At 41.4% G+C, this 21,295-nt stretch carries 25 protein-coding genes and 1 riboswitch; of the genes, 5 read left to right on the plus strand and 20 right to left on the minus strand.

Going from position 1 to position 21,295, the window contains the following annotated elements; translation table 11 throughout:
- Window positions 1–18 precede the first annotated feature (18 nt).
- From PO771_RS11475 to PO771_RS11505, 7 genes are all read right to left on the minus strand, one after another.
- Entirely contained in the window at window positions 19–1,413 is a 1,395-nt protein-coding gene (locus PO771_RS11475) for an efflux RND transporter periplasmic adaptor subunit (protein ID WP_272559809.1), read from the minus strand.
- Window positions 1,406–4,567 carry an efflux RND transporter permease subunit gene (locus tag PO771_RS11480; RefSeq protein WP_272559810.1) on the minus strand — a complete coding sequence of 1,054 codons (3,162 nt, stop codon included), beginning with the start codon at window positions 4,565–4,567 and terminating at the stop codon, window positions 1,406–1,408. Before PO771_RS11480 ends, PO771_RS11475 begins: the two co-directional genes overlap by 8 nt.
- 217 nt (window positions 4,568–4,784) lie before the next feature.
- Entirely contained in the window at window positions 4,785–5,072 is a 288-nt protein-coding gene (locus tag PO771_RS11485) for a hypothetical protein (RefSeq protein ID WP_272559811.1), read from the minus strand.
- An 88-nt stretch (window positions 5,073–5,160) separates the two neighbouring features.
- Window positions 5,161–5,328: a hypothetical protein gene (locus PO771_RS11490; protein WP_272559812.1), complete on the minus strand. Its 168-nt coding sequence runs from the start codon at window positions 5,326–5,328 to the stop codon at window positions 5,161–5,163.
- An 89-nt stretch (window positions 5,329–5,417) separates the two neighbouring features.
- On the minus strand, window positions 5,418–5,549 hold the full coding sequence (locus PO771_RS11495; protein WP_272559813.1) for a hypothetical protein: 132 nt from the start codon (window positions 5,547–5,549) through the stop codon (window positions 5,418–5,420).
- A gap of 99 nt (window positions 5,550–5,648) precedes the next feature.
- On the minus strand, window positions 5,649–6,011 hold the full coding sequence (locus PO771_RS11500; protein WP_272559814.1) for a GIY-YIG nuclease family protein: 363 nt from the start codon (window positions 6,009–6,011) through the stop codon (window positions 5,649–5,651).
- Between the two features lie 28 nt (window positions 6,012–6,039).
- Window positions 6,040–6,795 (minus strand): DUF2087 domain-containing protein, encoded by a 756-nt coding sequence (locus tag PO771_RS11505; RefSeq protein ID WP_272559815.1) that lies wholly within the window; start codon window positions 6,793–6,795, stop codon window positions 6,040–6,042.
- A 318-nt stretch (window positions 6,796–7,113) separates the two neighbouring features.
- Between PO771_RS11505 and PO771_RS11510 the strand changes: the two genes are divergently transcribed.
- Window positions 7,114–7,629 (plus strand): DUF5412 family protein, encoded by a 516-nt coding sequence (locus PO771_RS11510; protein ID WP_272559817.1) that lies wholly within the window; start codon window positions 7,114–7,116, stop codon window positions 7,627–7,629.
- A 15-nt stretch (window positions 7,630–7,644) separates the two neighbouring features.
- The gene (locus PO771_RS11515; protein WP_272559818.1) at window positions 7,645–7,914 is read left to right on the plus strand and encodes a zinc ribbon domain-containing protein; all 270 of its coding nucleotides are present in this window, start codon (window positions 7,645–7,647) and stop codon (window positions 7,912–7,914) included.
- A 307-nt stretch (window positions 7,915–8,221) separates the two neighbouring features.
- Here the strand turns inward: PO771_RS11515 and PO771_RS11520 are convergent, their stop codons facing one another.
- Window positions 8,222–8,386 (minus strand): hypothetical protein, encoded by a 165-nt coding sequence (locus PO771_RS11520; RefSeq protein WP_272559819.1) that lies wholly within the window; start codon window positions 8,384–8,386, stop codon window positions 8,222–8,224.
- Window positions 8,387–8,535: 149 nt separating this feature from the next.
- On the opposite strand from PO771_RS11520, the gene PO771_RS19450 reads away from it, so the two are divergent.
- Window positions 8,536–8,727, plus strand: a complete 192-nt coding sequence (locus PO771_RS19450; protein WP_422664942.1) for a zinc ribbon domain-containing protein — start codon at window positions 8,536–8,538, stop codon at window positions 8,725–8,727.
- Window positions 8,728–8,964: 237 nt separating this feature from the next.
- Here PO771_RS19450 and PO771_RS11525 read toward each other — a convergent pair whose 3' ends face one another.
- Entirely contained in the window at window positions 8,965–9,603 is a 639-nt protein-coding gene (locus PO771_RS11525) for a hypothetical protein (RefSeq protein WP_272559820.1), read from the minus strand.
- 342 nt (window positions 9,604–9,945) lie between these two features.
- Here PO771_RS11525 and PO771_RS11530 point away from each other — a divergent pair, with 342 nt between their 5' ends.
- The gene (locus PO771_RS11530) at window positions 9,946–10,794 is read left to right on the plus strand and encodes a DUF3993 domain-containing protein (RefSeq protein ID WP_272559821.1); all 849 of its coding nucleotides are present in this window, start codon (window positions 9,946–9,948) and stop codon (window positions 10,792–10,794) included.
- A 233-nt stretch (window positions 10,795–11,027) separates the two neighbouring features.
- On the opposite strand, the gene PO771_RS11535 is transcribed toward PO771_RS11530, so the two are convergent.
- The 7 genes from PO771_RS11535 to PO771_RS11565 all read right to left on the minus strand — a co-directional run bounded on the left by PO771_RS11535 (window position 11,028) and on the right by PO771_RS11565 (window position 16,808).
- Window positions 11,028–11,297: a hypothetical protein gene (locus tag PO771_RS11535; RefSeq protein WP_336297941.1), complete on the minus strand. Its 270-nt coding sequence runs from the start codon at window positions 11,295–11,297 to the stop codon at window positions 11,028–11,030.
- Between the two features lie 306 nt (window positions 11,298–11,603).
- Complete coding sequence (locus PO771_RS11540) at window positions 11,604–12,293, minus strand: hypothetical protein (protein ID WP_272559822.1); 690 nt, start codon at window positions 12,291–12,293, stop codon at window positions 11,604–11,606.
- A 291-nt stretch (window positions 12,294–12,584) separates the two neighbouring features.
- On the minus strand, window positions 12,585–13,253 hold the full coding sequence (locus PO771_RS11545) for a hypothetical protein (protein WP_272559823.1): 669 nt from the start codon (window positions 13,251–13,253) through the stop codon (window positions 12,585–12,587).
- A 504-nt stretch (window positions 13,254–13,757) separates the two neighbouring features.
- Window positions 13,758–14,027 carry a 2TM domain-containing protein gene (locus PO771_RS11550; RefSeq protein WP_272559824.1) on the minus strand — a complete coding sequence of 90 codons (270 nt, stop codon included), beginning with the start codon at window positions 14,025–14,027 and terminating at the stop codon, window positions 13,758–13,760.
- Between the two features lie 96 nt (window positions 14,028–14,123).
- Window positions 14,124–15,236, minus strand: a complete 1,113-nt coding sequence (locus PO771_RS11555) for a cohesin domain-containing protein (RefSeq protein WP_272559825.1) — start codon at window positions 15,234–15,236, stop codon at window positions 14,124–14,126.
- A gap of 410 nt (window positions 15,237–15,646) precedes the next feature.
- A complete protein-coding gene (locus PO771_RS11560) occupies window positions 15,647–16,285 on the minus strand; it encodes a hypothetical protein (RefSeq protein WP_272559826.1) in 639 nt (212 codons plus the stop codon).
- Window positions 16,286–16,499: 214 nt separating this feature from the next.
- A complete protein-coding gene (locus tag PO771_RS11565) occupies window positions 16,500–16,808 on the minus strand; it encodes a magnetosome magnetite crystal formation protein family (protein ID WP_272559827.1) in 309 nt (102 codons plus the stop codon).
- Window positions 16,809–16,941: 133 nt separating this feature from the next.
- Here PO771_RS11565 and PO771_RS11570 point away from each other — a divergent pair, with 133 nt between their 5' ends.
- On the plus strand, window positions 16,942–17,079 hold the full coding sequence (locus tag PO771_RS11570) for a hypothetical protein (RefSeq protein WP_272559828.1): 138 nt from the start codon (window positions 16,942–16,944) through the stop codon (window positions 17,077–17,079).
- Between the two features lie 60 nt (window positions 17,080–17,139).
- Here PO771_RS11570 and PO771_RS11575 read toward each other — a convergent pair whose 3' ends face one another.
- The 4 genes from PO771_RS11575 to PO771_RS11590 form a co-directional block, all read right to left on the minus strand.
- Window positions 17,140–18,312 carry a pyridoxal phosphate-dependent aminotransferase gene (locus PO771_RS11575; RefSeq protein ID WP_272559829.1) on the minus strand — a complete coding sequence of 391 codons (1,173 nt, stop codon included), beginning with the start codon at window positions 18,310–18,312 and terminating at the stop codon, window positions 17,140–17,142.
- Between the two features lie 121 nt (window positions 18,313–18,433).
- A complete protein-coding gene (locus PO771_RS11580; protein WP_272559830.1) occupies window positions 18,434–19,117 on the minus strand; it encodes a methionine ABC transporter permease in 684 nt (227 codons plus the stop codon).
- Window positions 19,110–20,132 (minus strand): methionine ABC transporter ATP-binding protein, encoded by a 1,023-nt coding sequence (locus PO771_RS11585; RefSeq protein WP_272559831.1) that lies wholly within the window; start codon window positions 20,130–20,132, stop codon window positions 19,110–19,112. The genes PO771_RS11580 and PO771_RS11585 overlap by 8 nt, the downstream gene beginning before the upstream one ends.
- A 78-nt stretch (window positions 20,133–20,210) precedes the next feature.
- A riboswitch (SAM riboswitch) is annotated at window positions 20,211–20,326 on the minus strand.
- A gap of 54 nt (window positions 20,327–20,380) precedes the next feature.
- Complete coding sequence (locus PO771_RS11590) at window positions 20,381–21,172, minus strand: polysaccharide deacetylase family protein (RefSeq protein WP_272559832.1); 792 nt, start codon at window positions 21,170–21,172, stop codon at window positions 20,381–20,383.
- Between the last annotated feature and the right edge of the window lie 123 nt (window positions 21,173–21,295).

The following is a 21,295-nucleotide window of genomic DNA, read 5'->3' on the forward strand; positions in this document are numbered from 1 at the left end:
TGCCGGTTTTACAAATGCTTACTGTGATTTCTTAACCGAAAGTTTTGCATCATCTGAAATAAGTGACTGTCCTTTTACTACTACTTGATCGCCTGCTGCCAGACCATTAACAAGCGATTGGTCACTGTTCTGCTCTACAATCGTGATCGTTTTGCGCACTGGCTTATCGCCCTGTGCAACATACACGTAAGACTTACCATCCGCTGATAGAAGCGCTGTCGTCGGAACAACAATGCCCTGTTTCGTATCCGGTGTCAGTACACTTACCTGCAGAATCATACCGCCTTTAATTTTGCCGTCTTGATTCGGCACTTCGATCGTAACCGGATACCCTTTGGACTGCTGATTAATCGGGCTGATGCTAGCTACTTTACCAGATCGCTGCAGCTTAACCGACGGAATGTCAATGTTTACGGCTTGTCCCATCGCAAACAGATTGATCATATTTTCCGGTACGTTAATAACCGCTTTTGCTGTCTCAAGATTAGCTAAAATCATGAACGGACTTTGCGGCGAAGAGAAGTCACCGACTTCCCCGTTAATTGCGCCAATCGTCCCGGAAATCGGGGCGGTAACGACTGCATTGTTCAAATTATCCTGCGCAATCTTCAAATTCAGTTCTGCCTGATTCAACTGCTGACGAGATACTTCAATTGCTTCTCCCCGTTTGGCGTTGCTTACTTGATCTTGCGCCGTTTGCATAGAGGATTGCGCATTTTTACGTGATTGCTCAGCGCTGCGGCGCGATGCATCCGCATTCTGCTTCGAAATTTGTGCCTCTTTTAAGGCAATCTCTGCATTCTTCAGCTGTGTTTGTGCCTGCTCAAGATTTTGCTTTGTCACAGCGCCTTGCTGGAATAACATAGCTGTTCGGTCAGCGTTTGTCTTCGCATCATTATACCCCTGCTGGGCACGCGTAATCCCGGCCGCTGCCTGTTCTAGACTATTCTTAGCCTGCTCATACGCTGCATTTGCCTGAGACAGACCATTATTCGCCTGATTCACGCCGGTCTGCGCAGAATCGATCCCATTCCGCTGCTGCAGCTGTGCCTGAGCGAGTGAGGCGCGAGAGAGCGCCACAGTTTGTTGGGCCTGGGCAACGGCATTGCGCAAATCTTTATCATCAAGCCGGAACAACACGTCTCCGGCACTTACTTTTTGTCCAACTTTCACCTGAATGGACGTCACTTTCGCGCTCACTTTTGGCACAATGTTCGCCTGCTGAAGCGGCTGGGCGGTTCCTGTCAGAACCCGCCCTTTATCTAGTGTACCTTGCTTAGCTGTCATTACCTCAACCGGTACAGTCTTGGCTTGCGGTGCCGTAGCTGGTTGATCGCTTTTTCCACAGCCCGCCAAAAGAGTGCTTGTCAGCACCAGACTTGTAATCGTCATTCCAATTACTGTTTTACGCATGGAATGTGTTCCCTCCTGTTTCCTGTTCGATTCGCTTCATTTTTTTCGCCCGGCGTTCCTCCCGGCGCTGTCTGCGTTTTATAATCCAATCGTCAAACAGGGTGTACACGACTGGCACAAGCACAAGCGTAATGAGTGTTGAGAACGTCAGACCGAACACAACGACAACAGCAAGCGGTGCCTGTCCTTCGCTTCCTTCCCCACCTCCAAATGCAAGTGGTAGAATCGCAAGGACCGTAGCAAGTGTCGTCATCAAAATCGGACGCAGACGAATTGGTCCCGCCTTTTTAATTGCTTCATTACGCTCCATGCCTTCTTTACGAAGCGTATTAATGTAATCCACAAGTACGATCGCATTGTTTACCACGATACCAATCAAGAGGATGTACCCCATCATTGCCGCTACACTGAGCGGCTGCTGTGTGACCAGCAGACCGATGACAACCCCAACCAGCGTCGGTGGAATCGAGAACATGATAATAAACGGATACAGAAGCGATTCGAACTGGCTCGCCATAACCATATACACAAGCGCAATCGCAAGAAGCATCGCAAGTGCCAGGCTCTGGAATGATTCTGCCATGTCTTTACTTTGACCGCCCTGAACCACATAATAGCCCTCCGGCAGCTTCAGATCTGCCAGCTTCTTATCAATCTCCGCTGTAACTTCACTCAGCGGACGCCCGGTAATATCGCTTGTAATCTGTACTTCGCGCGCCTGATTAGCTCGGGAGATTTGCTGTGGAATCTCAATCTTCTTAATGGTCGCCACCTGGCCAACCGATACTTGTGCACCGGACGGAGTCGAAATCATGAGTCCGTCAAGATTAAGCATTTCTGATTTGAAATTTTCCGGGAACTGCAGGCGAATATCAATTTCATCGTCACCTGTACGGTACTGGGTTGCTACCTGGCCATCAAACGCTGTACGTACCGCTGATAATACCTGATTGGCTGTAATGCCATATTGAGCGGCTATGTTGCTGTTTACTGAAACTTCTAATTGCTCGGTTGTCTTCTGCAAGGAAGATGTAACGTTACGTGTTCCATCAACCCCTTTCACAAGATCAACCGCAACCTTACTCAAATCCGTGAGCACATTCAAATCGTCCCCGCGAATGCTAAAGCTAATCGGTGAACCTGTTGGCATGCCGCCTGCTGAGCTTGCCCCAACGGTGATGTCGGCACCGGCAATGTTCGCTACCTGACTGCGCAGCTGTTCGATGACTTGATCAGTTGAACGCTTGCGCTCATCTTTTGGTACGAGCTTGACACTAATATTAGAAAAATTACTCGTATCAACTTGTGCAAGTGAAAATCCGCCCGGCTGTCCCACAGTCGTATAGACAAGCTTGCGCTCTGGAATCTGCTTGACATATGCTTCAACTTGCTTCGTAATCGCCTCTGTATCTTTGAGCTGAGATCCAGCAGGCAGCTCGATTTTGACTGCAATCTCACCCTGGTCGAATTCGGAGATGAACTCTTTCCCAATCAGCGGTGTTGCAAAAATCACCGCCGCTGCGATGAACGATCCACCTGCAACTAGCAGTACGCTTTTCCGGTGTGATAATGACCAGGAGATCAGGCGACCATAACGCTCACTTAGCGAATGGAATCCTTTCTGGAACAGCACCATTGGAGTTTTACGATCGGACTGCACATATTCTTCCTCAGAACGAGGTGGTTTGACAAGCAACTGCGATGACATCATAGGCACAAGTGTAATGGACGCAATAAGCGCTGCGATGTGCGAGAATACAACGGTCAGCGCAAGCGGCGTAAACAGTTGTGCCGCAAAACCGTTAACAAATACGATCGGCAAAAATACCGCGATCTGCGCCAGCGCAGATGCCATAACCGCTGTTCCTACTTCTTTCGTTCCGACAATCGACGCTAGCTTAATGTCAAGTCCTTCCTGCCGTTTGCGATAAATGCTCTCGAGCACAACGACCGCAAAGTCAACCAGCGAACCAAGACCGAGCGTCAAGCCAGCCAGTGAAATTAAGTTAATCGTTTGCCCGGAAAAATACATCAACGAGAACGTTCCAATAACCGAGATCGGAATCACGATCGCGACAACAAGTGTCGAACGAAAACTATGAAGGAACAAGTACAGCACAATAATCGAGAAAATGGCCCCTTCAATCCCGTGTTGTTTTACTGTATTAATCGAATCTTTAATAAATACAGACGTATCCATGATCGTATCGATCTTAACGCCTTTTGGAAGCTGCTTTTTCAATGCCTCAATCTCGGCATTTGCAGCATTGGCTACATTTACCGTATTGGAGCCGGATGCTTTCATTATATTCAAACCAATGCTCGGCTGGTCGTTCACCGTTGTTTTCTGGGTTGTTTTCTTATACCCATCTGTTACAGTGAGCAGATCAGCCAGTTGAATATTCCCACCACCTGGCAGAGCAATTGGGGTTTGTCCAATATCCTGCGGCGTATTAAACTCACCACTAACCTTAATACTAACATTCCGACCACCTTCCACTACATTCCCGGCGGTTCCGGACAGATTGCGCCCTTTTAAGCTTTGTAAAATCTGGTCAACCGTCAACCCATATGCATTCAATGCATCCGGGTTAATCGTAAGCTGAATTTCTCTTTTCATCCCACCATTTACACTAACAGACGCAACCCCGTCCACACGTTCGAGGTGGGGTTTCACCGTATCTTCTGCCAGCTTGTCCAACTCCGAGACACTCATCGGCCCGGATAAGGCTAACGAGATAACCGGCGAACTATTCGGGTCAATTTTGATAACACGCGGTGCTCCGGCTCCATCTGGAAGCCGATTTCGAATCAAGTCAATCTTCTCTCGCATGTCGAGTGCTGCCTGATCCATGTTAGTCCCCCAGTTAAACTGGACAATCACCTGAGAAGCACCATTAATGGATGTCGAGGAGAGCTCCTTTATGTTGCTGACCGTACCAATTGATTCTTCAATCGGTTTTGTAATGAGCTTCTCCACTTCTCCAGGTGCGGCCCCGTCAAACGATGTTGCTACCATCGCAACCGGAACGTTAAGCTCCGGATACAAGTCCACCTTGAGCATCGGCAGAGAAATAACGCCAAACAGTACGATCGTTACCATCAGCATAACGATCGTCACGGGCCTTTTTACTGAAAAATCCGCGATTCTCAACTCAACCTCTCCTTTAATTCCTCTTATAAATTTATCATATAACTTTTAAACTAAACGTGGATTCATACGTGAATCCATGTTCATTTTAAACGATTAGGCAAAAAAATCAAGCAAATTTTAGGTTGATGCTATTCTATATCGCAAGTATGAACAGGATGTGAACTGAATATGAAACGATCCATCTTCTCCCTCTCAAGTAAAAAAGCACCTCAAAAGTCTACCTTTTGAGGTGCCTTGTCGCGTGCTCGTGCAGCGTCCGCAAATGTCCGAACACTGATTCGACGTTGTTCATAAAATTCCGCACATCCTGTACCGATTGAGCAATTTGCTTCGCCTTCTCTTTGCGGTCCGACCATGTTGTGCGGCGACTGCGCTCCCATTCCTTCATAATGGACGTGTAGTTTCCACTTCGGGCCAATGCCTGCACTTTCTCTTGATTTTTTTTGGCCCAGGTGACAAACTGGGGATTTTTTTTGGCAAACCGCTTCATTTCTCGCCTGTTCATCTTCCCACCCTCTTGTTCCTGCGCTTTCTCTACATTGTACGCATAGAAAGCTGGGGGCGGAAGAGGGGCAACCGCCCATTCCATCGTATTAGACGGAGATACGCTCAATGTTGCTAAGCTGAGCCTCTAGCTGTTCAATATCCCGCTCGATCCGGTTGATATCTTCCTCTAGCATCTCCAACAAGCGGCGCTTTTCCTTCAACAGTTTCCGCATCTGCACAAGTCGCTCTTGCATGTCAAATACACCCACATACATGATTGTAATCCCCCCATCTGTCATTCACACCTTTCCATATATATGTGAATAAAAGCGGGATAGAACATATCTATTCAAAAAAGACTGTCCTATTTCTTCGGATCCTCTTCACTTTTCTCGATCATTTTGGTTCCATATACAAAGAGGAGAATAACCAAAATCATAACAAACGCAAAGCCGCCTAGAAACAGCCCGTTTAAATGCGTTGCCCCTAATTCCATCCACACTTCACCCCTTGTCTACATGTTATCTGCTTATTGTACCACGCTGTCAGTGAAGTTTTCGCGATAAAACGGTGAAAGATTCTTCACAATCTTGTTTCACTTGCGGGCAGGAGATGGTTTGTTATACCCTTGTTCACCAAACGGCTGCAGCGTATCCAACCATTTTTCTTCCAATTTTTTTAATTCATCTTTCAGATCAAAATATCCGGTTTCTTTCTTTTTCAGCACTTCCACAATTTCAAAAACAAAAGCATCTTCGCCGTATTCGTTCCATTCTTTTTGCAGCATTCGATTTTCGTGACTGCCCATTTTTAATTGAAACTGCTTACCGTTCAACGTTTTTAAATTCCGGCTGCTCCCAATAAAAATCTTCCCGTTTACTGTGTTTTTAATCTGATAAACGCCTGCCTCTACTTTTATCTCTTTATATTGCTGCTTTAATTCTTTTTTGCGCTCCATCTTTATTTTCCCCTCTTTCCACACGTCATTAATTTTTTACCCAGTACGCACTTCCATCAGATTTCCGATCTAGAAAACCGTACTCGATTAAGTACCGCCGTACGGTGACATGGTCATCGTACACCGCTTGCAAGATTTCATTGACTTCCTTTTCCTTGTAAATCCGTTCACTTTCAAACCGCTTGATGATTTCCCGAAGCACAATCAGCTTATGTTTCTCTTTTAAAGCGAACTTTTTTAACCGGCCATCCACTCCGTCCGGAAAATATTTCTTCACAATCTCATCTTGTTCTTTTTGCGTTACATTGTAACGATCGTCGACCATCTTCGCTGTTTTATGAACACCTACAAAAGCCGGAGCATGTTTGTCTTTTGTTTTTAAAAGTTCCATCATGGTCAGGAACACTTTGGCCTGCCGTTCTTTCTCTTTTAAGACAAAGCGATGATTCCGAATAGTGGACGCACTGCCGATTCCTAATTCTTTCTGGACTTCCGAGTCATTTTTCCCTTCATAAAAAAGGCGAAGCAGTGCATTCTGATGATCGGTAAGACCCGTTACCTTTTTATCGAGCTGAATCAAGTACGTAAATACCGATTGATGTGCTTTCTCAATATGAACGCGTATGTACCGCTTTGCTTCATAAAGCTTATCCTCATCCGGATAGATGATTCCTTTTTCAACGTTTTTGCCGCAGAGCAGACATACATACTGCTCTTCTTCCTCCACATACCCACATGTAAGTTCTTCAAGTGACGCACTCCAAAACTGTTCTGATACATCCATATAACAAACACTCCTATAATTCGTCAGTTTTATTATAAACAATATATTATATAGTTTGTTATTTTGTCAACGAAGATAACACAAAAAAGCACCTCATGATAGAAGTGCCTAAGCCGATTGTACCTGACTTACAAATGTTTGGACTTGAGAACTCTCTGTCGAACTGTTTTGTTCAGCAAACCGTATAACCACCGCCATGTAACTTTCCAGATAATCCACCTAGTATCTTGAACTATATGATATATTTGTATAATAGGGCATTTAACTGTTTTTACCTATTTAGGAATATTATTTTATATACATAATGAGGTACGCTGTATGGGATTACTCTATCTATTTTTTATTATCATAGGCGGTATAACTGCACTGTGTAGTGTTATCGTTCTTATCATTAGATTGGCTTTCAGATTGTTTAAAAAAAGACATGCACCCGCTCATAAAACGATTTTTATTTTTTTCATCTCCTGCTTATTTTTATTATTAGGCATATATAATCTCTTTTTTAATCTACAAACAGTTCCACGAGGAGACTTGCTTCGAGCCACCACTTCCCCTGACGGGAGATATGTACTAAAAACATACGTCTGCGATGATGATCCGTTAAGCGCAAATGCAGCCAGAGGCGAACTTGTAGATACCAAACAGCATACAAAGAAAACGATCTACTGGAATTACTACGATAACAATCCGTATGTCGAATGGGTAAATCACAATGTTGTTGTAATTGGAAATCAAACATTACATATCGATACAAATGAAGTATATGACTGGCGTACGGATGATAAATGGGTACGAGAATACCCTAGACAATTTTCTCAAAACAATAAATTCTAAAAAGGGGCTGTTACTATGTCCAATCAAAAAGGCTTTTTTCAGCTATTTTCCAAAAAAATCAAACAATCTATCGGACCTGGAAAATACGAAGCTTACGGGATTGATGTGATCTGTCCCCATTGCAAGCATGATCAATTTATTCACGGGTATGCCCAGTTAAATACCGCTTTTATGTCTTTTCTTGGTCTAGACTTTGCCAATCGTTCAGCCGAAATCGTGACATGTGATCGGTGTGGGTATATTCAATGGTTTAACAAGACCGTCAAACGCAAATATGAATCCTAGCACAATGATAGAATTGACTATTCACTATATGTAGCACTCTATCAGTGTGTGAAACTTGTATGAAAAGCAAAAGGAGCCACCGCAGTGACTCCTAAATTCCCCTTATCGCACCCAGTTATGTACAATCGGATAATGGAATCTCATACGCACATTTCAGGTAGTATCATATAGTTTTAAAAGTGTTGATGCTGTAAGGGTTTATCTGAAAGCTGTATACACTTTAGTTCGTCTAATTATAGGTCATTTCATTTGTTACGGTTGCAATTTCGGTTGCAAATAAGAAGCCCGACATTGATCGGGTTTCTTCCTATTTATTAAGTATCGAATTGAATGATGCTACAGGAGCTTCTTTCTTTATCATAATCACGTCATCTTCTGCTTCAATCGAAACTGTGCCATATCCAAGCTTCTTGCGTACTTCTTCTGGGAGTAGTATTCGACCTCTTTCATCAACTCGTAACAGGTACTTCATCTTATCTCCCCCTTTATCCTATTATACAAATAACAGGATAAAAGGGAGTAAAATATAAATTTTCTCATAAACAATAGATATAAAGGACTTTTAAATTTTTTACAGAATTATACTTACAATATAAACATAGATAAATAGGAGTGAATCACATGGTTCCATGTAAAGTGTGTAAAAAAGAACTAGCAAAAAGCGCTATAACTTGCCCTCATTGTGGTGCGAAACTAAAAATGCATCCAGCAGGAAAATTTTTCATAGGATGTTCAGTAGGATGTTTAGGTATCATCGTCATTATTGCCTGTGTCGTATTGTTTATCCCATACGTCAGTTACAACTTCAAATGAGATTTATGAAGATTAAAAAAGCTTTACAGATAAATTTAAATCTTATAGTCGTGCAGAGAAAAAATCCCCACCACCCAAACGGGCAGTGGGGTTATCTTATTTCTTGGCTTTCTTCTGTCTCCAATGCAGCGCAATGGCCGTCACGCCAGCTACCAGAGTGGAACCAGCATTCACAAGCGTCTCAGCGTCCGTAGTATGAAAGTAAAATATACAGACAAGCAGTAGGAGATTAGTTATCTAAGATGCTATAAATTCTGAAAATGTTTTATGCTTTATATCACAAAATAGATGTTCAATCTCTACACCTGTCTTAGAATAAAGTTTCTCTCCTTTTTCGTTTAATATGGAAAAGCCTGATTTTACGTATAGATTTTCTAAGATACGTTTTTGTTTTTGAAACTCTTCCTTATTAGAATCCTTCACTCTAAAGGGATAAGCTACAAGTATAACCCCATCTATTTCAAGTTCCTTCTTTAACTCTCGAAGTAATAACCAAATATACGGCCTAGCAAATCCCATTCTCCTATACGATGTAAAAATCTCAAAACTATGTAAATAGGCTATTTTTCCTTTTAATCTTACTTTGCTTGTATCCATCCAAGAGAATGTTTTTCGGAGATCGGACAAAATATTAAAGTGCTCTGGATCACTTTTATTCAGACAATATGAGAGATAATCAGTCTTCGATCCGAAAATCAATTCTTCGTTAAAAACAACCAATTTCGCCTTTCCCATATTTCGAGTTTCTCGTATTGATTCACTGACAATATCACCTTTTAAGTCAACATTCACTACAGTCAAATGGTCTAGTTCGGTCGTAAGTTTTACAGACAACGTTACTGTAGTATCTCCTGAATTATTACTTTCAGTACTCAACGTTCTTCTCATCTCCAGACACAAAGTATTTCAACGGAGTTCATTCTACTTCTACTTTGTGTGAGAAATATGTTAAATAAGCCTCATATCATTTCATAGTTTCCCATAGTTTAGCTTGAGCACACATTTTTAATCCATGCCAAACACTCCCACCATCCAAACGGGCAGTGGGAGTGTCTTATTTTACAAGTATAATCAATACAGGTCATTATACTTAATAACCAAATAGGAACTATGTTATACTCACAATTAGATTTTCATGAAATATGTACCTTTAATTACAAAATATACAGAAAGGAGATCTAGTCTATTTAATAATTAATTACATACAGGAGGAACACAATGAAAAAAACAACACCTTATAAAAAAATATTCCTATGCCTTATTATTTTAATACTTCAAATTACACTAGTAAAATTACCAATAGTAAATGCTAAAAGCAGTACAAGTACGCTTTCAAATCTTACAAATAAAGAGTTCGTCAGCCATCAAATTGATAATGTAAGAGATTTAGATTCAATTTTTTATTTAAAGTTTACATATGATAAAAATAATATCGTGAAAGGAACGTTGTTACAAACGGACCTTGGTGGTTTAAAATTTTCTAGTTACGCAACGGAAGTTGAATTCTCTGGAACCAAGAAAGGGAACTCTTTAGCAATTAAAGTTAACGAACGGTACCCTTACATGGCCGGTGCTTTTATAGATGGGAATTTTACTATTACAAATAATAAAATTGTAGGTAATGGTGATACATTTATTCAGTCATCCCGGAAGGAATATGAAAGGATTAAAGCTGACTTAAAAGAACGAAACAGTGTATTTTTCACACTGTTCAATGGATCCAAATTACAATATCAAGTAATCAATCTAGCTAGTAGCTACAATGGTGTATCTCAAGAAACCATCGAAAAAACTTTACAACCTAATTTTACATCTCGTTTTATCAACGAATTACTACGAACAGAGTTACAAAAAAAAGGAAGTAAATGGTTTGCTGTGGAGACAGAGTTCACGATTCTAGACAAATTTACATATGGTCATAAAACTAAAGTTACCTACTCTACAGACAAGAAAAAAGCGTATGTCTCAGAATATATAATTGATAATGGTTATGGAAATTATACTGAAACTGTAACCTTATTAAAGTCAGGTAACAGTTGGAAAATAGATTGGGTTCAAGTAAAATAAGAACGTAATTATAGAGACTACTGCTAAAAAATACCCCGCTGTCTACCTTACTCAGACAGCAGGGTATTTTTTCTTCACCAGTTCCTTTTCTGTATCTAATACAACATAGTAACAATCATATCAGCGATTTCAGTAGGATCAGCATTTATAATTCTCCGTCTACATCTCATAGCCAACTAGGATGAGCCCCCTGTTTACAAGCGGGATTGCGAACGGTTTGGCAAGGACGTTCATCAACAATTTATCTTCTTCATACCAGCTGCCACACGCACCTCATCAGCCAGTCTGCCGATCTCCTTCTGCTCATCCGTACTCTTTGCTGCCTTCCATACTGTCTGTAGGTATACGATCACTTTCTCTGCATCTGCTTGTTTCATCTTTGGTTCCTCCTTCTGGATCACCTGCTCTGGTTGCTTCACTGGCACATACGCTACATCAATGGCAGCCAGTACGCCACGCCCGATTGCTTCAGCTAGTCCAGATAGAAATGCCTGGTCTTTCATCAACGCTGCTTCTTTTGGATTGGAGATGAAGAAGCATTCGAGTAGCGCTGGTTGCGTTGGCTCACAAAATGTTACGAACGATCTACTTATTACTTTCTGAAAAAAAGCAATACGTTGAAATGCTATCCGGTGCGTAACCTATAAGTATTTCACCAAAATACACACCCTATACATGGGGATTAAAAAATGATAACCCTTGTTTTCTTATTGTCTTTTTCCGAAAAGGTATCATTTTTACACACTGTATCACTTCGTGATTTTCACAGAAAAAAAGCCTTTTTACGTCATGCTTAGGACGTGATCGTTTTACTTCGCAAAAGCTACTGTTTCTCCAATCTTTAGAAACAGAGGTAATGTATCATTAAATTTATTCTCTTTTTCTGCAAATAAAAAATATGCTACAGAAGTTTTATCCATATACATAATTGCCAAAATCGTACACTTTTCTTTTTCTTTTTCTATCTCTTCATTTCCTTTAACAACCACAGCGTTTCTATTCTTTGATATTATTAGTGTTTCAACAGGATTCTTTTGAATAGCTTCCGCTAATTCCTTATCGTTTTCACAAATAACCACTCTATCTCGAGGAACCCAATAATCTCTTAGGATTTCCTTGATATTATTAAACATACGGTCATCTTTCCCAACAGATTTTGTGACTACTAATGGAAGTTTAGATTTATTTTCTTTGTTAAAAGAAAACCCCGATTTAAATTCTATTTCCACACCATTCCCATTCGTTTCAGTAGCTCCTTTTGATATCTCTCCAAGAAACTCTTTTGAAAGAGGTTTACTATCCCCTGGAATTTTGTAGCTATACTTAGAATCCTTGGTGACCACCTCAGTTGTCATCCAAGTCTCTTCAGACTTTTTCTTACTTTCTGTAGAAGCTTTTTGACTTTCAACTGACGTCTGTGAGTCTTTAGCAGATGTGCAACCAATTACGAACGTTAGCATAAACAGAATGACCCAAACACTTATCCCTAGTTTGACCATTTAAGCAAACATCCCCCTTTTTTTTAGCAACCTTATATAAATTACATATAGTGGGTTTTTATCCCTCTTCTAAATATAATTTTTTTACATATTTGTAATTTGTATGATTAGAAAGAAGGAGGAGGGCGATAACTATACATGGCTATTCACTTAAAAAACTTGGCATAAAAATGACTTTATACCCACTGAATTTATCTTGTTTTATTCCCGTTAACCCTTGTGACCTCATAGTTCGCGCCTACGATTGCAAAATAAAAAACCTTTTTACGTCATGATTAGGACGCGATCGTTTTACTTCGCAAAAGCTACTGTTTCTCCAATCTTTAAAAACAGAGGTAATGTATCGTTAAATTTATTCTCTTTTTCTGCAAACACAAAATATGCTACAGAATTTTCACCCATATACATAATTCCCAAAATCGTACATTTTTCTTTTTCTATCTCTTCGCTTTCTTTAACAACCACAGCATTTCTATTCTTTGATATTATTAGTGTTTCAACAGGGTTCTTTTGAATAGCTTCCGCTAATTCCTTATCGTTTTCACAAACGACCGCTCCATCTCGCAAAACCCAATAATCTTTTAGAATTTCCTTAATACCATTAAACATACGGTCATCTTTCCCAACAGATTTTGTGGCTACTAATGGAAGCTCGGATTCAGTTTTGTTTTCTGTGTTAAAAGAAAAACCTGATTTAGTTTCTATTTCCACACCATCCCCATTCGTTTCAAGAGCTCTTTTTGATACCTCCCCAAGCAACTCTTTCGAAAGAGGTTTACTATCACCTGGAATTTTATAACTATACTTAGAATCCTTGGTGACCACATCATTTTTTATCCAAGCTTCTTTAGACTTTTTCTGACTTTCAGTAGATGTCTGTACATTTTTAGCAAATGTGCAACCCATTATAAACGTTATCGTAAGCAGAATGACCGAAATATTAATCCCTAGTTTGACCATTTAAGTAAACATCCTCCTTTTTTTAGTAACCTTATATAAATTACATATACCGGTTTAAATACCTTCTTTAAAAGATGATTTTTCCACCATTTTCAATTTCGATAAAGTTAGATTGAAGGAGATTAAAAAAAGCCGCTGTTAGAGAGTTTTTATCTTTTCTTCAAATGACTGTTGCGCTGGCTCGGTTGTAATGTTATGCAAAAGAAAAAGACCTACCTCATGAATCATTGAGGCAAGTCTCACTGGTTGGAACTTACTTTGTAGCAACAACTCTCAACCGCTCATTTTGTTTGAGCAATTGCGCGAAAACATGAGAAGGGGTTGATATAATGCCCGCTCTTCCTCCGTTTTTCCCCTTAAATATCCAAGGTACTGGAGCCATATTAAAACCTCCTTTCTATATCGCCCTTGATAAATATATTCTAACAGGATATATAAGATGAAAATGTAATCCGAATTACAAATCTCCGTTTTAGGGTAAAAGAAAAAGCACCGCGCAGGTACTTACTCCTTTTCCATAAACTCTTCAATTTTTCTTTTCTCCCATTCTGGTCCGAACAATCCTCCAAATCCTAAAACCGCTACACCATGTGCTACTAACCCAATTCCCCATCCAAACAAGGGATAGTAAAACCAGACACTATCACGGGAAAATACCAAGTCAATAAAAAACAAACCAATATTGACCAAAACAAAAATAACCAGATGGATATAAAAACCTTTTAATGCTTGCACCCTTTTCTTCGCCCTAAGGTACTTCTCATCTTGTTCCACTCGCCTCACCTCTCACCAATCACTTCGTCATAAGGAACTATTTTCCTTCAAGCCAGAGAAAAAGCCGTCCCATTTGGAACGACTTACTTGTCCATCTTACGGATTCAGGATTTTCTGTACGATCAGCACCAGGTCATTATCTTCTACTTTATCGTTTTTATCGACGTCAGCTTTCGGGTTTGTCCACTGAGCTTTATCTTTGGAGTGATGGAATCCGGCAATAGCTACATCACCCAAGCTATACTTACCATCTCCATTAACATCGGCATCGAAGCCACCTGTTACCGTAATTTCCTCACCGTCAACAGTTGGTTCTACCTCAGTACCTTTGGAGTCAGCTACTAGACCAGCGGAAATATCAATTTTCCCTTTGCCTGGGACGTTCTTCGCTTTGAACGTTAGCTTCAGCAGTTGCGCTTCCCCGTTCACTCCATATTGCTCACCATTACTTGCTACGATGAATCGCAGCTCACCAGGTGCTTCTTGCTTCTCATGGTAAATATGTAAGCCAGTGCTTGCTGGTTCTGCCTTTACGAATTCGAAAAGATTTGTATCGTACTTAACTTTTACATCCTCAGCGTATAGGTCTTTAGCGTTTTTAACGATAGCGTATGTTGTGAACTCTGTTCCGCCAGCTACAGTCGTTTGTGGAGCTTGGATATCAAGAGTTGGTGCTGTGGTGACAGGAGGAGCGATTTTCTCCATCATTTCTACTTCTTCAATAGTTACATAGTTTCTAGCTCCATTGTTAGCCGATATATTGATTCTATATTTAGAGTATGCCTTATCATTATCGAATACGAATTCATTCCTATTTTTCCAATTTGTTATATTTTCTTGATGATCCAAAACAATCCATTTTTGACCATCAAAGGCTTCGAAGTCCCATGTTTTTGGTGTTTCTCCTGGGACAACCAGCTGCGTCCTAGTTCTCAAAGTATATTTAGATATTTTTTTAGGAACATCAAATTCATACTCTAACCAACCTGTAGGAACCCCTTCTTTAGTAGCCCAAGTGTATGTATCACTTCTATTATCAAAGGCTTTTTGTGCAGTAAAAGAAGAGCTCCATGCACTGCTAGCTTTTATATTACCGTTAGGATTAGTTAAATCTTCTGTATACTCATCAGCGGCTAACACAAAATTTGACCCAGAGAACAATAATGTAGCAATACTAAGTGAAGCTAGTAATTTATAAGGTCTTTTCACAACAAAACTCCCCCTTTTATATGTAACAATCTCACCTCTCTATACTAGCAACACATTTCTATAAATGTAAATGTTTTACTAGGTATAATTTTGAATAAAATCCTATGAAAGTAATATAAAAAGACCGCTCCCCTCGGAACGGCCCCTTCGCTTATCTTCTGACACTATCATCATACCACCCCTATACCAAAACAGCGCGCCAAGCTTAAGCCAAAATCTCGCCATGTTCACGCCAAACTTCAGATTGTTTTAGCTACCATTCTTCATCAATTCTTAAATATTGTCGATTCTACCAAACATGTTTACCCACTTATCTTTCGACCCAACAAAAAAGGAACTGCCAAAAATAACATTTCCTATAATTTTTTAATTATATTATCTAGATTGTCAGATCACCTCAAAAATTACATCTATTCTTCATCATTATTAAATCTTGGAATTATATATCCGAACAATGTTCCCATTAAGGTGAGGATAACTCCAATTATAGAAAAAGCGTTAAACATATTCGGATGAGATTCCATAATGTCTTCAAGGTTGACTAATACATACAGAGCATAAAATAAAAATATCAGAGCAATAAATGTATATATACACCCCATGTTTTTATCAGAAGAGGAATAGAATATCCCAGCCATCCCCAATACAGTGAAAACGAAGCCAACAATTGAAAAGGTATTTACTACATATGAGCTAGAAATGAAATCATTCATCATTATAACTAATACTCCAGCAATAGAAAAACAAAGACAAAATAAAAAATAAAAATAGACAATAAACTTTTTTAATAACCATTTGCTAGTACCTTTAAATAATTTTAAATTATTATTTTCAACATAATCAATACCAGAAAATGTGATCTCTAATAAATACCCGTTCTCTACTTCCATTATTTTTATTAGTTTTTTATTCTCTAAATATTTGTAACCTAAATATCTTTCATGATACATATCAACGGATAATATGACTAAATGTTCAGTCGAAAAGTGGTTGTAGTATACTTCTCTTATAAGTTGATCTCTAAATTTCTTCCTTTTCCATATATACATTTCAGCACTCCTAGTAAAAGTAAAATTCATCTATAATTAAGTAGTCCAAATTCTAAGATACAATACCAATACCCCCCTAGCCGGTTTATGCCGGCTCTTTTTATTGCGTTAAATGATCTGTAATGCGAACTACTCATGCTCCATTCATCTCCCGAAAGCGTTGCGCTGCTTGTAGACAAAACCCGCGTTATTACTGACTTTTTTACTTTGATCGTTATCGCACCCAGTTGTGCACAATCGGATAATGGAAAGGACGCTCTTCAATGGCGTACCATATCCCTTTCAGCGGATAATACAGGGCAATAAGTCCAACAATCGGCACAAGCACCAATCCAATTAGCACAATGATAAGAATCGCGGCAATACCCGCAGCAATTATCATCATCACATGAAACAGCAGCGCTTCCGTCGCTTTCTCTTTCACATAATCATCCTGCGCGAGCAGCATAAATAAAAGCGGCACAATAATCGGAGCAAAAAACGTACTTGCATGAATAATAATACAGGCAGGTTTTGTATTCATTATGCGCTACCCCCAAGTCTTTATATCGTGTATACGGTTCACTCCCGAAATTGTTTCATTAACATCATTTGCTTTTTTTGCAATTCCGTATACACTAGAACTATATCCCATCTTTTGTTTAGGAGGAAACGACATGATTACATGCGATAACTGCGGCAAAACAACAAATCAGAACCAGGAGACAGGATCTCACTGGATTTGTGGAGACTGTAAAGTAGATGAGCCGGCTGAACAAAAGACCGATAGCGATAGCGAAACCCAAGCACACTAGTATACAAGAGGAACCCGAACAGGATTCATTCCCGTCCGGGTTCTTTTGTGTCGGTACACCTTATCTGAACAATTGTAACTGTGCAATCCGCTCTGCTGCCTCTTCAAGACGCGGTTCATCCACGAGCAGTCCAACACGCACATACCCTTCTCCTTCTGCTCCAAAGCCAACTCCTGGAGCAACGGCTACATGCGCTTCGTTCAGCAGCAGATCAGCAAATGACGATGATGTATATCCATCTGGAACCGGCAGCCAGGCAAAAAAGGAACCAGATGATGGCTTTGCCTGCCAGCCGATGCGCTGTAATGCGTTATACAAGGCATTGCGGCGCGACTCGTATTTGGCACACAGATCATACACACACTGCTGGGAAGCGGTTAACGCTTCGACCGCCGCCATCTGTACCGCCCCGAATAGACTGACAAAATAATGATCCTGATACAAATTGATCAGCCGAATGACTTCTGCATTTCCAAGCGCAAATCCAACACGCCACCCAGCCATATTGTACGTTTTAGACAACGTATATACCTCAATCCCGGCCTGCTTCATATCTGGATGAGCAAGGAAGCTTGGCGGTGTCACCCCATCGAATCCAATCGTACCGTACGCATAGTCATGTACGAGCAAAATGTTGTGATCAAGGCAGAACCGTACCGCTTCCTCGATCAGTTCTGGCGTCGCCACCGCACCTGTTGGATTGTTCGGATAGTTTAGAAACATCATCTTGGCCCGATCCGCAACATCAGGGGCAATTTTCGTAAAATCCGGGCGAAAATCGTTTTCAGCACGCAGCGGCATCATTTCCATTACCCCACCTGCCATCGCCACACCAGACCAATAATCTGGATAACCCGGATCTGGTACAAGGCAGACGTCGCCTGGATTTAAGAAAATGTTGCTTAACTCAACAAGTCCCACCTTGCCGCCAAATAAAATCGCCACTTCCGTATACGGATCAAGTTCTACACCGCGCTCCTGCTTATACCAGTGCGCAATCGCTTCTTTCAGTTCATCCCGCCCTTGGAAAGGCGAATATTTATGGTGCAGCGGATTCGCTGCCTCCCGCTGCATCGCTGCGACAATATGCGGCGGTGTGGGCTGATCAGGATTTCCTTGTCCTACATTAATGACATCATGTCCTGCCTGCACGATGCGGTGTACATTCCGGGTCAAACCGGCAAAAAACTGTGTCGGCAGTCGGTTCATCGCGTCCGAAGGTATAAAACTCATGTCTCTTCTCTCCTTACTATCCGAAACTGGTGGAAAATTACGAAAACATATTCGAAAACAAAAGGCGATCTGGCGAAGAAAGCCCCTTACTTTCTCCGCACATGCCGCCTGTATACACACGTTAATCTTTACGCATCGAGCGGGCAATGAAGTTCCCGATCATTTGCAAACACTGTACCATGACGATCAAAATAACAACCGTGATGACCATGACCAGCGTATCCCAGCGTTGGAATCCGTACGTATATGCTACGTTTCCAAGTCCGCCTGCACTAATCAGTCCGCCTGCCATCGCCGTAGCATCAATCAATCCAATCAATGCAATCGTAATCGCAAGCACTAAAGATGGACGTGCTTCTTTCAACATTACTTTAAAGATAATCTGACGGCGTGTTGCTCCCATCGCCTGAAACGCTTCAATGATGCCCGCATCTACTTCTAAGAGAGCAGACTCCATCAGACGCGCGATATAAGGCGCTGCATACACAACAAGCGGCACGATCGCCCCTTCTTTAAAGATAAACGTTCCTTCTGTCATAAATAAACCTGTTACAAACTTCGTAAACGGAATGATTGCAAACAGCAGAATAATGAATGGCACGGAACGAATAATATTAATAATCGTACTAACAATCTGGTACACGACACGCTGTTCCATAATGTGGCCAGGGCGTGTGATCACAAGCAGCACGCCGAGCGGGATCCCGATGAGTGTAGCAAAAAACACCGACAGGCCGACCATGTATAACGTGTCCTGCAGCGCGGGAAGATACAAATCCCACTGTGGGTCCATTCCATTAAACATGCTCAATCACCTCCGCTCCAATTCCTTGCTGCTTCACATACTCTACTGCGTTATCAAGCACCGCACTATCCCCATTAATGGCAATGACGAGATAGCCGAATGGCGTGTCCTTAATTTGGGTAATGTGGCCAAACAAAATATTCGGCTTCAATTGAAACTTCTCTGTCAACTCAGCTAATACCGGATGCCCGGTGCTTTCGCCAATAAACGTTAGACGCACAAGACGGCTCCCAGGCACATGCTGTACTCGATCCAGAAAACCTTCCGGAAGCTGATCATCAAAAATATTACGAATAAAGTTTTTGGTCGTCTGCTGCTGTGGACGAGAGAATAGTTCGAGAACGGTCCCCATCTCGACCACGTTTCCTTCTTCCATAACCGCTACCCGATCACAAATCTTCTTCACAACATGCATCTCATGCGTAATGAGCATGATCGTCAAGTCGTATTTCTTATTAATATCAAGCAAAAGGTCAAGAATGGACTCTGTTGTTTGCGGATCGAGGGCAGAGGTTGCCTCATCGCACAGCAAAATTTCCGGATCGTTCGCAAGCGCACGCGCAATCGCCACACGCTGCTTCTGACCACCAGATAACTGGGATGGATACGCTTGCGCACGATGCGCTAGACCAACAAGTTCGAGCAGCTCGTTTACTTTTTTCTGAACGTCTGCTTTTGGTGTTTTCGTCAGACGAAGCGGTGCTGCTACATTCTCAAACACGGTGCTAGAGGATAGTAAGTTAAAATGCTGAAAAATCATGCCGATCTTGCGGCGGGCCTGGCGCAGCTGATCTTGTGATAGTTTTGTCAGATCCGTCCCGTTAATAATAACCGAACCGGATGTCGGGCGTTCAAGCAAATTAACACAACGGATCAGCGAGCTTTTTCCGGCACCACTAAAGCCGATTACTCCAAAAATCTCGCCTTTCTCAATTTCAATCGTAGCGTTTTTAATCGCATGAACAGCCGTGTCGCCACTGCCGTATGTTTTAACTACATTGCGAATGGAAATCAACGAAGGTCCTCCTCATTATAATTTATATATAAAACAAAAAACCTCTTTTGTGCAGACAAAAGAGGGGGATGTTTAACTCTCTTATCTCTCAGAGTACGCGTAAAGCCGCTCCGCTGGAATTGGCACAGCTTATAGCATGATGCCGCCGCTGCCGGGTTTCATCGGGCCAGTCCCTCCACCTCTCTTGATAAGCTTCATATTAAGTTATAAATCAACAGATATGAATGTATCATGTCAGAACAATCGTGTCAATCAGAAAAAATTGCTTTAAACTGCTGATCAGTTATACCTGGATGAACAAGAATGCGCTTGAGCATGAGCGGTGGATCACCAGGCTGCACTTTCCCATATTTCGTCGTAAATGCCAGTTCATATCCTGCCTGTTTGACCATCTTAACGGTTTCCGCTGTATACGAGCCATACGGATAGGCGAAATAACGAGCATGAAACATCTCTTTCGATTTTAGCAGATCGGCAAGCACCGCAGCCTTCGGTTTCATAATCATGTTGCTAATCCACAATGTTTTATTATGCATGGCATACGTGTGCGATTGAATGTCGAAGACGTCCACATATTTTGGCATATCATCCCGGCTAATATAATCAAGTTCATCTGGATGAAAGCCAGAGTTACGATCTTGAATCGCATCGCCAATAGCAAATATCGTGGCGGTATATCCGTACTTTTTCAAGATCGGGTACGCGTACCGATAGTTGCTGCGATACCCATCATCAAATGTCAGCACGACCGTCCGGTGCGGCAACTTTATTTTTCCTTCTACATATTCCTGCAGCTGCGGAAGGGTAGCTGTATGATAGCCTGCTTCATGCAAGAACGACATCTGGCGCTCGAACGCTGCCACCGATAATACAGATGGATTGTCGCGAAACTTCTTATTTTCTTCGTCCCGCAGCAGATGATGATACCCGAGTACCACAACGCCCGTATCCGGCAGTTTTGGTTTTGTTTCTCCAGATACATGATACAGCGTCACACACATGAGCAGCACGAATAGAACGACTGCTGTTACCTTTTTCATGTTCCCTATATCTCCTGTCGCTTTTTTCTATCTTCTCTAGTAGCTTCTCTTTGCTACCGACCTTTATCTTACCCTGTTTTACAAGCAACGTCAGCAGATAAAACAGAAAAAAACCGAACAGCA

Origin of the sequence: Aneurinibacillus uraniidurans (assembly GCF_028471905.1) — a bacterium.
Lineage (GTDB): Bacteria > Bacillota > Bacilli > Aneurinibacillales > Aneurinibacillaceae > Aneurinibacillus > Aneurinibacillus uraniidurans.